14 protein-coding genes are annotated in these 15,018 nt (G+C 74.4%); 6 read left to right on the forward strand and 8 right to left on the reverse strand.

Annotation, left to right across the window (positions count from 1 at the left end):
- Window positions 1-36: 36 nt before the first annotated feature.
- Genes AB0M43_RS14160 through AB0M43_RS14175 form a run of 4 tightly spaced genes read right to left on the reverse strand, consistent with a single transcriptional unit; the run spans window position 37 to window position 3,487 of the window.
- A complete protein-coding gene (locus AB0M43_RS14160; protein ID WP_363724473.1) occupies window positions 37-1,164 on the reverse strand; it encodes a glycosyltransferase family 4 protein in 1,128 nt (375 codons plus the stop codon).
- A complete protein-coding gene (locus tag AB0M43_RS14165) occupies window positions 1,145-2,062 on the reverse strand; it encodes a hypothetical protein (protein ID WP_363724475.1) in 918 nt (305 codons plus the stop codon). Before AB0M43_RS14165 ends, AB0M43_RS14160 begins: the two co-directional genes overlap by 20 nt.
- Entirely contained in the window at window positions 2,059-3,042 is a 984-nt protein-coding gene (locus tag AB0M43_RS14170; RefSeq protein ID WP_363724477.1) for a glycosyltransferase, read from the reverse strand. Before AB0M43_RS14170 ends, AB0M43_RS14165 begins: the two co-directional genes overlap by 4 nt.
- A gap of 34 nt (window positions 3,043-3,076) precedes the next feature.
- Entirely contained in the window at window positions 3,077-3,487 is a 411-nt protein-coding gene (locus AB0M43_RS14175; RefSeq protein ID WP_363724479.1) for a hypothetical protein, read from the reverse strand.
- A 218-nt stretch (window positions 3,488-3,705) separates the two neighbouring features.
- On the opposite strand from AB0M43_RS14175, the gene AB0M43_RS14180 reads away from it, so the two are divergent.
- Window positions 3,706-4,983: an extracellular solute-binding protein gene (locus tag AB0M43_RS14180; RefSeq protein WP_363724481.1), complete on the forward strand. Its 1,278-nt coding sequence runs from the start codon at window positions 3,706-3,708 to the stop codon at window positions 4,981-4,983.
- On the opposite strand, the gene AB0M43_RS14185 is transcribed toward AB0M43_RS14180, so the two are convergent.
- The gene (locus AB0M43_RS14185) at window positions 4,936-7,995 is read right to left on the reverse strand and encodes a BTAD domain-containing putative transcriptional regulator (protein WP_363724482.1); all 3,060 of its coding nucleotides are present in this window, start codon (window positions 7,993-7,995) and stop codon (window positions 4,936-4,938) included. The two genes, AB0M43_RS14180 and AB0M43_RS14185, sit on opposite strands and share 48 nt — an antisense overlap.
- Before the next feature lie 120 nt (window positions 7,996-8,115).
- Complete coding sequence (locus tag AB0M43_RS14190; protein ID WP_363724484.1) at window positions 8,116-9,189, reverse strand: LysR family transcriptional regulator; 1,074 nt, start codon at window positions 9,187-9,189, stop codon at window positions 8,116-8,118.
- 368 nt (window positions 9,190-9,557) lie between these two features.
- On the opposite strand from AB0M43_RS14190, the gene AB0M43_RS14195 reads away from it, so the two are divergent.
- The 4 genes from AB0M43_RS14195 (at window position 9,558) to AB0M43_RS14210 (ending at window position 12,843) form a co-directional block, all read left to right on the forward strand.
- Window positions 9,558-10,154 (forward strand): hypothetical protein, encoded by a 597-nt coding sequence (locus AB0M43_RS14195; protein WP_363724486.1) that lies wholly within the window; start codon window positions 9,558-9,560, stop codon window positions 10,152-10,154.
- A gap of 67 nt (window positions 10,155-10,221) precedes the next feature.
- Entirely contained in the window at window positions 10,222-10,917 is a 696-nt protein-coding gene (locus AB0M43_RS14200) for a response regulator transcription factor (RefSeq protein WP_363724488.1), read from the forward strand.
- On the forward strand, window positions 10,914-12,395 hold the full coding sequence (locus AB0M43_RS14205) for a HAMP domain-containing sensor histidine kinase (protein WP_363724490.1): 1,482 nt from the start codon (window positions 10,914-10,916) through the stop codon (window positions 12,393-12,395). The genes AB0M43_RS14200 and AB0M43_RS14205 overlap by 4 nt, the downstream gene beginning before the upstream one ends.
- 22 nt (window positions 12,396-12,417) lie before the next feature.
- Window positions 12,418-12,843, forward strand: coding sequence for a hypothetical protein (locus tag AB0M43_RS14210; protein ID WP_363724492.1), 426 nt, complete (start codon window positions 12,418-12,420; stop codon window positions 12,841-12,843).
- 146 nt (window positions 12,844-12,989) lie between these two features.
- Here the strand turns inward: AB0M43_RS14210 and AB0M43_RS14215 are convergent, their stop codons facing one another.
- The gene (locus AB0M43_RS14215; protein ID WP_363724494.1) at window positions 12,990-13,448 is read right to left on the reverse strand and encodes an NUDIX domain-containing protein; all 459 of its coding nucleotides are present in this window, start codon (window positions 13,446-13,448) and stop codon (window positions 12,990-12,992) included.
- A 190-nt stretch (window positions 13,449-13,638) separates the two neighbouring features.
- A complete protein-coding gene (locus AB0M43_RS14220) occupies window positions 13,639-14,292 on the reverse strand; it encodes an NAD-dependent epimerase/dehydratase family protein (protein WP_363724496.1) in 654 nt (217 codons plus the stop codon).
- A 70-nt stretch (window positions 14,293-14,362) separates the two neighbouring features.
- Here AB0M43_RS14220 and AB0M43_RS14225 point away from each other — a divergent pair, with 70 nt between their 5' ends.
- Window positions 14,363-15,001, forward strand: a complete 639-nt coding sequence (locus AB0M43_RS14225; RefSeq protein WP_363724497.1) for a hydrolase — start codon at window positions 14,363-14,365, stop codon at window positions 14,999-15,001.
- Window positions 15,002-15,018 lie beyond the last annotated feature (17 nt).

Consider the following 15,018-nt stretch of genomic DNA (forward strand, 5'->3'; position numbering starts at 1 on the left):
CGAGGGCCTCGGCGGCCTCCACTGTCATCAACCCGGTCATGCGTTGCTCCTGATCTTGTCGATGAGTCGTTCGTACGCGTCGAGGCCGGCTTCGACCCCGAAGAGGGCCGTGGCCCGGTCGGACAGTTCGGCGCGCCGCTCCGGCGGGGTCGCGCGCAGGGTCTCGACGGCCGCGAGGATGGCGTCGGGGTCCCGGGGCGGGATGAGCAGCCCGAAGCCCGTGAGCTGGATGGGTACCCGGCCGCCGGCCACGTCCGCCGCGATCACGGGTACGCCGGCGATCATGGCCTCGGCCTGGACGATGCCGAAGGACTCATACAGGCTGGGCAGCGCGAACAGGTCGATCGACGCGTAGAAGTCGTCGATCTGCCGGCCGCGCAGCAGCCCGAGGATCCGGACCCGCCCGTCGTCGCCGGCCGCCGCGCGCACCCGGTCGATGACGCTGCCGCCGGCGATGTTCTCGTAGTCCCCGGCGATCAGCAGCCGCGCGTCGGGGTCGGGGATCCGCCGGAACGCCGTGACCAGGTACTCGATCCCCTTCTCCTCGGCCACCCGCCCCATGAACCCGATGTGCAGCCCCTCGGACTCCCGCAGCGCGGGCGCGCCGCCGCGCCGGTCCACGCTGGGCGCGGGGATCGCGTGCCAGCCGGATCTCTCCAGAGCGGGCAGGATCCGCGAGTGCCGGGCCTGGTCGTCGCTGTTCACCACGACGGCGGCGGACCGGCGCAGGGCGATCCGGGCGGACAGGTCGGTGGCGGCCGACGCGGCGGAGGAGACGATCCCCTCGGGCAGCCACAGGTCCAGGTGGTAGGTGGTGAGGATCGGGGTCCGGCCCACCAGGTGCGCGACGGCGCCCGCTTCCAGCATCGGCAGGTGCAGGTGCACGACCTCGGACTCCCGGGCGATCCGCGCCGCCAGGGTCGGGAACCCGGCGCTGATCAGGCCCCGGCTGATCCCGAAGCTGACCGGGGCGCGGAACACGTCCACGCCCGCGATCACCTCGTGCCGGGGCAGGGCCGGGTCGTGCCGCTGGCAGACGACGGCCACCTTGCGGCCCCGGGCGGCGAAGCCCTCGGCGAGCAGGCGGGCGGCCTCGGTCAGCCCGCTGACGTAGGGGGCGTAGTAGTTCAGGACGACGGCCAGATCAAACCGCTTCGACGACATGGGTACTCCTTTCAGGACGGATGGCGCGGGCCCAGCCGAGCGCGGCCAGTGAGGTGAGCACCTCGCACAGCACGCAGATGAGGCGGCTGGCCACGGCCACGACCCCGGCGACGGACCACGGCACGACCGTGGCCAGGGCGGCCATGATCACGAGTTCGCGGACCCCCCACCCGTCGGGCAGGATCAGCGCGAGGCTGCCCGTGACGGTGGCCAGCGCGAACGCCCCGACCCCGACGGGCAGGCTGGCCAGCGGTTCCGCGCCGAGCAGCAGGAGCAGCGCCCACAGGTGCAGGCCCGACACCAGCCAGGAGACCGTGGCCACGACCAGCGCTTTCCGGGTACCGGGCGCGGGGGCCGGTTCCTCGCGGCGGAACAGCCGGGCGGCGCGGACGAGCGCCCAGTGCAGAATCCCCGGCCGGACCACGCAGGCCACGACCAGCGCGGCGGGCGCGAGCAGCCAGAACGCGTGCCGGCCCGCGACCGCCGGGCCGACCAGGAGTCCGACGGCCGCCCCGGTGAGGGTGGTGGCGCCCAGGCTGATCACGTACGCCCCGACCATCCGGGACGGCGGGACACCGAGCCGCTTTCCCAGCTGCACGTGGGTGAGCACGCCCCACACCCGGCCGGGCACGTACTTGCTGAGCTGGCCGAGGAAGAAGATCCGCGCGCCGGCCACCGGGCCGATCCGGTCGGCGAGCAGCGCCCGCCAGGAGGCCATGCCCAGCACCAGGCCGGCGATGTTCGCGGCGCACGCGGCGAGCAGCAGGGGCGCGGCCCCGGGCCGGCCGAACAGGTCGAGGACCCGGGGGCCGTCCCGGCGCAGCGCCGACCACAGCGCGTACCCGACGGCGGCGAGGACCACGACCGTCGCGAGGACGCGCGGCACCCGGCCCCTCATGACCGCACCGGGACCCGGCTGCCCGGCTTCGGCGCGGCCCAGCGGACCGCCCCGACCACGGCCCCGGCGACCAGCGCGACATGCGTCAGCAGGTGCAGGACCAGGAAGTACCCCAGGAACAGCGCACCCCTGCGGTGCGCCACGAACCGGGCGAGCCCCACGTCGGCGAGGACGAAGAGCCCGACGAACAGCAGCGGCGCCCACCACAGCGCCGTCAGGACCAGGGGCAGGGTGACCAGGGCGAGCCCGACCGCGAGTACCCCCAGCGGCTTGTTGGCCCTGAGTCCCGCCGACCGTTGCCGGCGCGCCGCCAGGACCGTCGGCACGAGCTGCTGGGACCGGCGGAACTGCTCCCGCAGCAGCGGCCCGAGCCGGTCCTCGTCGTCGTGGAAGGCGACGATCCGGTCGGTGAGCAGGATCCGGTACCGGGCCGCGAGCCGCTCGCTGTACTCCAGGTCCTCCGAGTCCCGCAGCCGCTCGTCGAACGGCCCGACCGCGTCGAACACGGCGCGCGGTACGGCCGCCTGGGCGAAGAACGCCGTGGCCGTCTCCCCCACGCCCCGAACCCGCCAGAAGTGCGCGTGCAGCACCTTGTAGGCCTCCACCGGCCCGTCGTCGACGAGCGGCGTGTCGGCGAGGATGCCGTGCACGCAGCCCAGCCCGGGGTCGGCGGCGAGCAGCTCGACCGCGTTGCCGAGCGCGTCGGGGGCCAGGGCCTCGTCGGAGTCGAGGAAGAACAGCACCTCCCCGGAGCTGGCGGCCACCCCCCGGTTGCGGGCGGCCGACACGCCCTGGTTGCCGGGGCTCTCCAGCAGCGTGCACGGATAGCGGCGGATCACGTCCCGCGAGCCGTCCGTACTGCCGTCGTCCACGACGATCACCTCGGCGGGCGGGTGGCTCTGGGCGTACACCGAGTCCAGGCACAGCGCGAGGGTCTTCGCGTAGTTGTAGTTGGGGATCACCACCGAAACGGTCTTCACGCCACCCAGTGGAAGCCCCGGCGCTATCGGCCCGTTATCGCGGCACTGTCACCGTCGGCGCCCCGGGTTCCGCCGGTCCCGGACCGACCGGGGCGGCCCGGGCGGTCACCGTGCCGGTCGGGGTGAGCAGGATCGCGGCCGGGAGCAGCCAGGACGGGTGCAACGGCAGCGGGACCCCCACGACGACCAGGTCCGCGCCGAGCACCGCCTCCCGGGGGTGCCCCGCCACGCACAGCCCGATCCCCCGGCACCGCAACACGTCGAGGAGCGCCGGGGCCGGCGTACCCGGCGGGACACCGAACCACGCGACGTGCGTGACGGACGGCAGGCCCCTGACCAGCTCCCGGAGCAGGGTCGGCGGCACCGGGCCGAGCACGCCGAGGGTGTGCACGCCCGGCGGCAGCAGCGCGCGGGCCGCGGCGACGAGGAACCGCGCGTCGGGCATGGGTGAGACCTCCGGGTACGCGGCGGGACGGCGATCCTCCCAGTGACCCTTATCAATCAGCTATCGCCGGGCCATCGCGGACCGCGAAAGCCGGACGATAGTGAGCCGATGGTCCCGGGTTGTGCACTGTGTCCGATCAGTTGGGACGACACACAGGGAGTACCGATGTTCCGCGATGAGACGCACTGGGGCAGCGCGCCGATGCTGCGGGGCCGGCGGTGAGGCGCCGCGCGCTGCTGGCCGCCGGACTGGCCGCGACCCTGCTGGGGGTCGCGGCCTGCGGCGACGCGGGGTCCGGCGAGGCCACGGCCGGCGGGGGCACGCTGAAGGTCTGGTTCATGGAGGACTCCGTCCCGGACAAGATCATGAAGGATCTGAACGAGGAGTTCGGCAAGCAGCACGGCGTGAAGGTCACGTACGAGATGCAGTACTGGACCGGGATCCAGCAGAAGCTGACGAAGTCGTTCGCGGACGGCACCGGGCCGGACGTGTTCGAGACGGGCAACACCCAGAACGCCGCGTTCGCCAAGGCCGGGGCCCTGTCGGACCTGACCGACAAGGTGGCCGACCTCGGCGGGCAGGACTGGCTGCCGGGGCTCGCGGAGTCCGGCAAGTGGGACGGGAAGCAGTACGGGGTGCCGTTCTACGCGTCCAACCGGGTCGTCGTGTACCGCAAGGACATGTTCGAGAAGGCCGGCGTGACCCCGCCGAAGACCCAGGACGAGTGGCTGGCCGTCGCGAAGAAGCTCCAGGACACGTTCGGCGCGTCCGACCCGGCCTTCCAACCCCTGCTGCTGCCCGGCTCCTACTGGTTCGCGCTGGCCGGCTTCGTGTGGGACCAGGGCGGCGAGCTGGCGGTCCGGGACCCCTCCGGCGCGTGGAAGGGCGCGCTGGACACCCCGCAGGCCAAGGCCGGCATGCGGTACTACCAGGATCTCTTCGGGTACTCCAGGCTCGCGCCCGACAGCACCGAGGACCACCCGCGCAGCTCCGACGTGTTCGCGCAGGGGAAGACGGCGATGATGCTGTCCCTGCCGCTGTACTACAAGGAGTCCATCGCGGCCGACCCGTCCCTGGACGGCAAGCTCGGTGTCTTCCCCATCCCGGGCCGCACCGCCGAGCGGACCAGTTCCGTGTTCGTCGGCGGCTCGAACGTCGCCGTGCCGAAGAGCTCGAAGAACCAGGCCCTGGCCTACGAGTACGTGAAGCTGATGACCGGCGAGAAGTGGCAGACGAAGCTCGTGCAGTCGGCCGGCAACTGGTACGTGCCCAACAAGCTGGCGCTCGGCGCGGCCGTGGCCAACGACCCGGTGATGAACATCGTGGTGGCCGCCGCCAAGCTCGGCAAGGTGCCGCCGACCGACCCGCGCTGGGCGGCCGTGGAGGAGGAGCCGCAGATCATCCGGCAGTACATGATCGGGGTACTGAAGGGCGGGGACCTCGACGCGCTAGCGGCGGAGGCGAGCGCGGAGATCACCCGGCGGATGAAGGAGTAGCGGTCGCGGCGGGGCGGGGCGTCTCCCCAACCGGGACCGCACCCGCTCCGCCTCCGCCGAGTCCACCCCGGACAGCAGCTCCACCACCGCGTCGTAGCTGCGTTCGGAGGAGGCCAGGTCGCCGGCGCCCGCGTACACCTCGCCGAGGGACAGCAGGCTGCGGGCCTCCCAGATCACCGCCGGGATCGCCCGGAACAGGTCCCGGGCCTCGGCCAGGCGCTCGATCGCCGGCTCGTGCCGGAACTGCCGGGCCTCCAGCTCGCCGAGCGCGTGCAGCACCCGGCCCACGATCAGCCGCTCGTCCACGGCCTCCGCGATCAGCCGGGCCTGGGACAGCGACGCCTCGGCCTGCTCGTACCGGCCCTCGCGGCTGCGGACCATGCCCAGCCCGTACAGCGCGTACGCCTCGCCGACCCGGTCACCGGCGTGCCGGACGATCCGCAGTACCCAGTGGAAGTCCTGCGCGGCCCGGTCCAGGTCGCCGAGGAACAGGGCCACCTCGCCGAGCCGGTGGCGCACCTGGGCCTCGACCCGGCGGCTGCCCACGTCCCGGCAGATCGCCAGGGACTCCTCCAGCAGGTCGCGCGCCGCCTCGGGCTCCCCCGCGTCGAGCTTGAGGCCGGCCATGTTGCTCAGGACGTGCGCCTGCCCGATCAGGTCCCCGGCGGCCCGCAGCCCGGACAGCGCGTCGGCGTACCGGGCCCGCGCGGACTCCGGCCGGCTGAGCATCCGGTCCAGGTACGCCAGGTTCCGCAGCACGAGCGCCCTGCCGTGCCCGTCGCCGCACTCCTCGAACGTGCGCAGCGCCCCGCCGATCAGGGTGTCCGCGTCGGCGAAGTTGCGCTGGTAGACGTGCAGCGCGCCCAGGGTGTGCAGCATCGCCGCCGCCCCGCGCCGGTCCCCGACCGCCCGGCACGCGGCCAGCGCGCTCTCCGCGCAGTCCCGCCAGTCGTCGAAGTAGCTCTTCGCCTCGAACAGGGTCACCGAGGTCATCGCCAGGTCCCAGGCCAGGTCGGCCCAGCCGTGCGCGCAGGACTGCCGGATCGCGCACACCAGCCCGGCCCGTTCGGAGTCGAACCAGGCCACCGGGTCCACCAACAGGTAGTCCATCGTGGACTCCGGCAGCGACCAGCGCGGGGCGGGGCCGTGCAGCACCGTGTAGTCCCCGCCGTACTCGCGGCGGTGCGCGCTCTCGGCCAGGCCCAGCCACGCGCCGAACGCCCGGCCCAGCACCTCGGGCACGGACTCCTCCGCGAGGGCGCGTTCGCGGGCGAAGACCCGGATCAGGTCGTGGAACCGGTACCGCGCGGTGCCCACCACCTCCAGCAGTTGCGCGTCCACCAGCAGTTCGAGCAGGTCCTCGGCCTCCTCGACCCCCGTGTCCAGCAGGGCCGCGCCGACCCAGCCGGCGACGTCCGGGGCGTCGAGCAGGGCCAGCCGGCGCAGCAGCCGCTGGGCCGGGGCCGCCAGGCCCTCGTAGCTCAGCGAGATGCTGGCCCGGATGCCCAGGCTGCCGTGCTCCAGCTCGTCGAGCCTGCGGGTCTCGTCCCGGAGCCGGTCCAGCAGGCGGCTGATCCGCCAGTGCGGCCGGGACGCCAGGCGCGCGCCCGCGATCCGCAGCGCCAGGGGCAGGCCGCCGCACAGGTCGACCAGGGCCTCGGCGGCGCGCGGCTCGGCCGCCACCCGCTCGGGGCCGACGATCCTCGCCAGCAGGCCCAGCGCGGTGTCCCGGTCGAGCACCCCGAGGGCAAGGTGCCGCGCGCCGGCCAGCCCGGACAGCCGGCCCCGGGCGGTGACGAGCACGGCGGCGCCCGCCGAGCCCGGCAGCAGCGGGCGGACCTGCTCCTCGGTGGCCGCGTCGTCGAGCACGATCAGCATCCGGCGGCCGGCGACCCGGGTCCGGTACAGCTCGGCGCGTTCGGCCAGCCCGTCCGGGATCGCGGCGCCGGCGACCCCGAGGGCGCGCAGGAACCGGGCCAGGATCTCGGCCGGCCCGACGGGCGGGGAGCACACGCCGCGCAGGTCGGCGTACAGCTGGCCGTCGGGGAAGTCCGCGCTGGCCCGGTGCGCGAGGTGCACGGCGAGCACGGACTTGCCGACCCCGCCGGGGCCGGTGATCGCGAGGACGGGCACGGCGGGCGCGTCGGCCCCGGACAGCACCTCGGCGGCCAGCCCGGCGCTGCGGCCGCGGCCCACGAAGTCGGCGATGTCGGAGGGCAGCTGGCGCGGCGTACCGACCGGGGCGGTCACGACGGCCCGGGGGGCGCTCGGCGGGTCGAGGGCCGGGTCGGCGGACAGCACGGCGTGTTCGAGCCGGCGCAGCTCCTCGCCCGGTTCGATGCCGAGTTCCTCGACGAAGACGGCCCGGGCCCGGCGGAAGGCCTCCAGGGCCTCGGCGGGGCGGCCGGTGCGGTACAGCGCGGTCATCAGGTGCGCGTGCGGCCGTTCGCGGAGCGGGTGCGCGGCGACCAGCTCGAACAGCTCCCCGACCAGCTCGTCGTGCCGGCCGAGGGCCAGGTCGAGCCGGATCCGCTCCTCGGTCGCGGTCAGCCGGCTCTCCTCCAACCGGGTGGTGGCGGTGCGCAGCAGCCGGCCGTCGACCCCGGCGAGCGCGGGGCCCCGCCACAGGGCCAGGCCCTCGCGGAGCCGGTCGGCGGCCTCGGCCGGCCGGTCGGCGTCGGCGAGCAGCCGGGCGGCGGTGAGGCGTTCCTCGAAGACGTGCGCGTCGAGCTGCTGGTCACCGACGGCGAGCAGGTAGCCGGGCGGGCGGGTGCCGATCGCGTCGGGGACGCCGAGGGCGCGGCGCAGCGCGGACACGCAGATCTGGACCTGGCCCCGGGCGGTGGACGGCGGGCTCTCGTCCCAGACGGCGTCCACGAGCCGGTCGACGGGGACGACCCGGTTGGCCTCCAGCGCCAGCATGGCCAGGATGATCTGCGGACGGCGGCCGCCGAGTGGCACCGGCTCGCCCCCGACCAGGACCTCCAGCGGTCCCAGGACGCGAACCTGCACGTGTTTCCCCCGCTCCCCCGAACTTCACGGACCTGGGGGCACGAAACACCCGCCACCATGATCCATAACGCGTAGCCTAACCAACGGGCGCTAGGCCGCATAGCCCCCAGTTAAGTTTGTTCAAAGAACCGCAGGTGGGGCCCTGAACGGCTCCCCGGACAGCCCGACCTCGCCGCTGCCGTCGACGGCGCGCACCGCCTCGCGGAGCGCCTCCACCACCCGGAGCACCTCGGGCTCCCGACTGCGGGCGGTGGTGACGAACACGTCGAGCGTCAGCAGATGGTCCACCCCGGCCTCGTCGCGGTGGTACAGCGGCACCCAGCGGAACTTGTCCGCGTTCAGCCCGGCGAACTCCCGGCCGCGCTTGTAGGCGAGCGCCACGTCGGACGGCACCACCACGACCCTGCTCCGCCCGGCCGGCCGGTGGTGCTCGTTGCGGATCCGCATCACGCTCGTGGCGCTCTCGTACGTCTCGCTCAGCACCCGCACCCTCGGCCCCGGATCCGCGATGCCCCACCGCCGGATGCTCTCCTCCAGCAGCCGGCGGGACCGCATGTCCCGGGGCGGGGCGAGCATCTGGTGCTCGTTGACCAGCTCGGTGACCGTCATCGCGTCCCCGTCGTAGTCCGCCGGGACCATGGCCTCCAGCTGCGCGGTGTACAGCCGGACCGACGCGCAGACCGGGTCGCGGACGTCCGGGCCGATGATCCACGCGTACCGCCGTTCGCGGAGCCGGCCCAGCGCGTTCTCGTGGAAGCCCGCGTCGCCCCGGCTCGCCTGGTCGAGGTAGACCACCCGCACCCCGGGGCCGCCCCGTTCGAGCAGCAGGTCCTCGGCGCGGGCCACGAAGCCCGTGTGGTGCGGCAGGCAGGCCAGGGTGCGCGGGCCGCCGGTCGAGGACTCCCCGCCCCGCATCACCTGGTACTCCGCGAGCACGCTGCGGGCCGAGTCCAGGAACCGCTGGCCGGGCCCCGTCGGGTACAGCCGGCGCTTCGGGCCCTCCCGGGTCAGCAGGCGCTCGCCGTACCACTCCTCGATCTTGGCCACGGTGCGGCTGATCGTCTGGCGCTGCACCGGCCGGCCGGTCTCCCGGCGCAGCTCGTCGGCGGCCTTCATGAATCCCTGGTGCTCGGCGACGGCGATGAACTGCCGGCACTCCCACTCGTCGGGTGCGCTGTCGTCACGGGTGCCCACGGACGCAGCGTAGGCGCGGGGATCCCGTCACCAACAGTGGTCGTCCAGAAGGCGACAAGATTCGCGTCCCCACTGGACCTTGGACTATAGGGCTGTGATTTAGGTCACTGGAGGCAAAAAGTGTCACGCTGAGTGAGGGCGAGTGTCCACTGTGCGCGTCACCGAACGGCAGGTTGACTGACCGTGAACACCCGCTACGCCGAGCGCATCGTCAAGGCACCTAACAGTTCCCCAGGGACGGGGGGCGCACATATCCGAAACGACGCGGAGCTGTTACACAGAATCCCCCGGCGGAACCGGGAGTGGTCGGGTCCGATGCAGACGGACCCGACCACGGAAAGACCACGGAGCCCAACGGAGGAGCCCCGATGTCCCACCACAAACCTACGCCGCCCACCGAGTGGCACCTAGCCCTGCCCGTGAGATTCGGCATGGACAAGGGTTCCGGAAGGGTCAGCCTCGCGGTGAACCGGTCGAGCCTGCACGCCCTGATGTACTTCGCCGCCCTCGCCCACGCGGCGTTCGGCTACCTCCCCGAGCACCACCCCGGCGCCGGCCCCGCCACCGTGACCGCCGTCTACGGCGGCTGCGCGGTGCTCGCCCTGGCCTCGGCGACCGTGGTCAACCGGCTGACGGCGGGCGACCGGCGGCCCCGGGACCCCGACGGGCGGTCCGCCCCGGGGCCGGACGATCGGGAGCCCATCGCGCGGCGGGAGGCCCCCGCCTGCCCCGACCGGGCGGCACTCCGACCCCCGGCCGGCCCCGCAGCGGCAGCGGCCTTCCCCGACCTGCCGCCGAACCCCGACCCCAGCCCCGAGGGCGCCGTCGCGCTCGCCGTCCGGCTGATGACCGAGGCCGAGGACGTCGCCCGGCACGCCGACCCGGCCGGCCTGCGCTACCTCGCGCACCGGGCCGGCAAGCTGTCCGGCAACCTCGACTACGCGGCCCGGGCCGGAACTTCTTAGCCGGCTCCTACGATTCTCTTAGACACCGCACGGCTCGTGCGGCGATGCTGGGAGCGGGGGTGGGCCGGTGCGGATTCTGGTGGTCGACGACGACGCGGCGGTCCGCGACTCGTTGTCGCGCAGCCTGCGCTTCGAGGGGTACGAGGTGACCACCGCCGAGGACGGCGGCCGCGCCCTGGAGCTGGTCCGGGGCGGCGAACCCGACGCGGTGGTGCTCGACGTGATGATGCCCCGGATGGACGGCCTGGAGACGTGCCGGGCCCTGCGCGCCGAGGGCCTGCTGCTCCCCGTGCTGATGCTCACCGCCCGGCACAGCGTCGGGGACCGGGTCGCCGGGCTCGACGCCGGGGCCGACGACTACCTGGTCAAGCCGTTCGCGCTCCAGGAACTGCTGGCCCGGCTCCGGGCGCTGCTCCGCCGCACCCTGCACGTCGGGGCCGTGCCGGAGTCCGGCGAGGGCGAGCTGCGGTTCGCGGGGCTGACCCTGGACCCGGCGACCCGGGAGGTGCGCCGGGCGGGCCGGCTGGTCCGGCTGACCCGGACGGAGTTCTCGATCCTGGAGGCGTTCCTGCGCCACCCCCGCCAGGTCCTGACCCGCCAGGCCCTGTTCGAGCAGGTCTGGGGGTACGACTTCGGCGAGTCCTCCAACAGCCTGCACGTCTACCTGGGGTACCTGCGCCGCAAACTCGAGTCCGAGGGCGAGCCCCGCCTGCTGCACACGGTCCGCGGCGTCGGGTACGTGCTCCGGGAACAGCCGCTGTGAACCGGTGGCGCCGCCTCACCCTGCGGTCCCGGCTGTCCCTGCTGGCCGCCGCCGCCGTGGCCGTGGCCGTCGTCGGGGTCAGCGTGCTGTCCTGGCTCGTGGTCCGCGCCGAGCTGTACCGGCAGCTCGACGGCCAGCTGGAGACCGACGCGCGCACCATCGCCGCCCAGCCCGAACGATGGCGCGACACCGTCCAGCCGCCGAGGATCCCGGACACCGACGACGACGAACACCGGCCCGGGCCCGGCCCCCGGCCGCACTACCAGCAGGACTTCGGCCCGCGCTGGCAGCTCCTCGACCCCGCCGGCGTCCCGTACGGCGCGGGGACCGGGGTCGGGGTCCGGCCCGTACTGCCGGTCACCGAGGGCGCCCGGCGGGTCGCGGTGGCCGGCCTGCCCCAGCACCGCGAGAAGGTCGGCATCGGCTGGGACAGCTACCGGATGCTCACCGTCCGGCTGCCCGGCGGCGGGGCGGTCCAGGTGGCCCAGGCGACCGAACCGGTGAACCGCACCCTCGGCCAGCTGGGCGCGCTGCTCGCCGTCGGCAGCCTCGCCGGGGTCGCCGGGGCGGGGCTGCTCGGCCGCAGCGTGGCCCGCGCCGGCCTGGCCCCCGTCGAGCGGCTCACCCGCGCCGTGGAGCACGTGGCGGTCACCAAGGACCTCCAGGCCGCGATCCCCGTGGACGGCGAGGACGAGGTGGCCCGCCTCGCCCGGTCGTTCAACGCGATGCTCGGCGCGCTGGACGCGTCCCGGACGGCCCAGCGGATGCTCGTCGAGGACGCCGGGCACGAGCTGCGTACCCCACTGACCAGCCTGCGCACCAACATCGAACTGCTGGTCCGCGCCGAGGCCACCCCGGACCGCACCCTGTCGGCCGAGGACCGGTCCCGGCTGCTGCGCGACCTGGAGGTGCAGGTCGTCGAGCTGACCCAGCTGACCAACGAGCTGGTGGAGCTGGCGCGGGAGGACCCGGGACCCGTACCCGTCGAGGCCGTGGATCTTTCCGAGGTGGTGGCCGCCGCCGTCGAACGGGTCCGCGCCCGGGGCACGGGGGTCGTCTTCGCCACCCGCCTGGAGCCGGTGACCGTCGCCGGGCGGCCGGCCGCGCTGGAGCGCATGGTGCTGAACCTGCTGGACAACGCGGCGAAGTGGAGCCCCTCGGGGGCCACTGTGGACGTCCGGCTCGCGTGGCGGGCCGGGGCGGCGACCCTGACCGTCGCGGACGCCGGGCCCGGGATCGACCGCGAGGACCTGCCCCGGGTGTTCGAACGGTTCTACCGGGCCCTGGCGGCGCGGTCGATGCCCGGCTCCGGCCTGGGCCTGGCGATCGTCGCGCAGACCGTGGAGCAGCACGGCGGGACGGTCACGGCCGGGCGGGCGGCGACGGGCGGGGCGCTGCTGACCGTGACCCTGCCGACGGCCGGGCCCGGCGGCCCGGACTCATCGGATTTTCTTAGAGAGCCCGGCGGCGCCCCTTAGGGAACGCCGTCAGGGTGGGAACATGACCACAGAGCCCGAGAACCAGCCCACCACGCAGCTGCCCGCGGCGGCGGCCGAGCCCGCACCGGTGGCCGAGTCCCCCGCTCCGCCCCCGCCCCCGGCGCCCCCGGTCGCGCCGGCCCCCGCCGCTCCCCGCCGCCGGCCCTCCGGCAAGGTGATCGGCGCCCTGATCGGCGCGTTCCTGCTCGGCGCGTGCCTGTGCGGGGCGGCCGGTCTGGCGATCGGCGCGGCGGTCGGCCACCACGGCGGACCCGACCGCCCCGGCGTCAGCCGGTACGACGACGACCGCCGGGACTCGCACCGCGAGGAACGGCGCGACGAGCGGCGCGGGAACGGCCAGCACGTCCGCCCCGGCGACGGTCCGGCCTTCCCCGCCCCGCCGGCCCCGAACCGTCCGGCGTCGCCCGCCCCGTCACCGACGTCCTGACGGGCGAGCGGGGGCCGGCCCGTCCGGGCTGGTCCCCGCACGTCGGCGGGGTCGCGGCGCGGCACCCGGTCCGGTGCGCGCCAGTGCCCACCGGACCGTGCCGAGCCCATGGTGCCGCGCGCGTCCGGGTCCGGCCGGCCCGTGGGTCAGAGCCCGGCCAGGCGGTCCAGGAACTCCCGCTGGGCGGTGACGATCCTCGTCCGCGCGTCGGCCAGCCCGAACCACGCGACCCGGTCGAGCTCCGGGAACTCCCGCATCGCGCCGGACCCCTTCGGCCACTCCATCGTGAACGTCCCGGGCACCACGTCCGCCGGGTCCAGGTCCGCCTCGACGGCCCACACGGTCACGATCTTGCCGTTGGCCTGCCGGACCTCGCCCAGCCCGACCAGGTCACCCTCGGGGACGGGCAGCCCCAGCTCCTCGCGGAACTCGCGCCGGGCGGCGTCGACCGCCTCCTCCTCCGGGGTGTACTCCCCCTTCGGCACCGACCACGCGCCCTCGTCCCTGCGGGCCCAGAACGGGCCGCCCATGTGCCCGAGCAGGACCTCGACGCCGTCGCCGGCCCGCCGGTACACCAGAATTCCCGCACTGCGCCTGTCCGCCATGCCCTGATTGTGCCGGCCCTGCGGGCGGGGTGGCGTCTGACCCCTGAGACGCCACCCCCGGCCGGGCGAGGTCGCCGCGCTCATCGCAGCCCCTCAACCACGACGGCGTCCGGGCGACCTCAGGGTTGTGCTGCAACACAACCTTTGATTATTTTATCCAACTAATTCATCTTGTAAACACCCAATTCAGTCATTGCCGGAAGTCGACGCTCTCCAGCACCCGGCGCGGATACCCGTCCCGGGCCAGCCCGAGCATCGCCCCGGCCAGCTCCTCCGTGGTCGTCACGTACCTCGGCGCGACCGCTCGGAGCAGCCAGAACAGGGGCGTGGCGACCACGTACGCCAGCCGGTACCACCGGGTCTTCGAGCGCTCGCCGTGCACCGGCTGGATGGCGGCCGGCCGGACCGCGTACCCGTTCGGGAACAGGTCGAGGACCGCGTTCTCCGTGCGGCCCTTCACCCGGGCCCACATCGACCGGCCGCGCTCCGTGGAGTCGGTGCCCGCGCCGGAGACGTAGACGAACGTCAGGTCGGGGTTCAGCCGGGCCAGCGGGCGCGCGGCGGCCATCGTCAGGTCGTAGGTGACCCGGGTGTACTCCGCCTCGTTCATCCCCGCCGACGTGACGCCGAGGCAGAAGAAGCACGCGTCGTACCCGGCGAGTTGGTCCCGCACCCCCGACAGGTCCGTCAGGTCCGGCTGGAGGAGTTCGCGGAGCTTGGGATCGTGCCGGCCGGTCGGGGTGCGCCCCACGACCAGCACGGACTCCACGTCGTCGGCGAGCAGGCACGCGCGGAGCACGCCCTGGCCGACCATGCCGGTGGCGCCGAACAGAATGATCTTCACCGTCAACAAGTACCAGACAAGGTCCTCGATTCCCGCCCGGCGGGCCGGTGGGGGCTGCCAGCATCGAGGCATGACCTCGATCCTGATCGACGCGGGCGGGGTGGCCCTCGACGCCGACCTCTCCGTGCCGGCCTATCCCTCGGGCGTCGTGCTGTTCGCGCACGGCGCCGGCAGCTCCCGGCACAGCCCGCGCAACACGGTGGTCGCGGAGCGGCTGCACCGGGCCGGGTTCGCGACCCTGCTGGTCGACCTGCTCACCCCGGTGGACAGCCTGTCCGAGGAGGCCCGGTACGACATCCCCCGGCTCGCCGGCCGGGTCACCGCCCTGGTGCGCTCCGCCGGGGAGCGGCCGGAGCTGGCCGGCCTGCCGGTGGGGCTGTTCGGGGCGAGCAGCGGCGCGGCGGCGGCCCTGATCGCGGCCGGCGAACGGCCCGGGGACGTGGCGGCCGTCGTCTGCCGGGGCGGCCGACCCGACCTGGCCACCGGGCTGCTCGGCCGGGTCTGGGCGCCGACCCTGCTGATCGTCGGCGCGCTGGACACCGGGGTCCTGGAGCTCAACCGCCGCGCCGCCGGGGAACTGGGCGGGAAGAGCGAGGTCGCCGTCATCGCCCGCGCCGGGCACCTGTTCGAGGAGCCGGGCACCCTGGCGGAGGCGGCGGACTGGACGGCGGCCTGGTTCGTGGAGCACCTGCCGGACGGCCGGAAGTAGCCCGGGCCGCGCGGCCA

It is taken from the genome of Longispora sp. NPDC051575 (assembly GCF_040681875.1).
Classification (GTDB): Bacteria; Actinomycetota; Actinomycetes; order Mycobacteriales; family Micromonosporaceae; genus Longispora.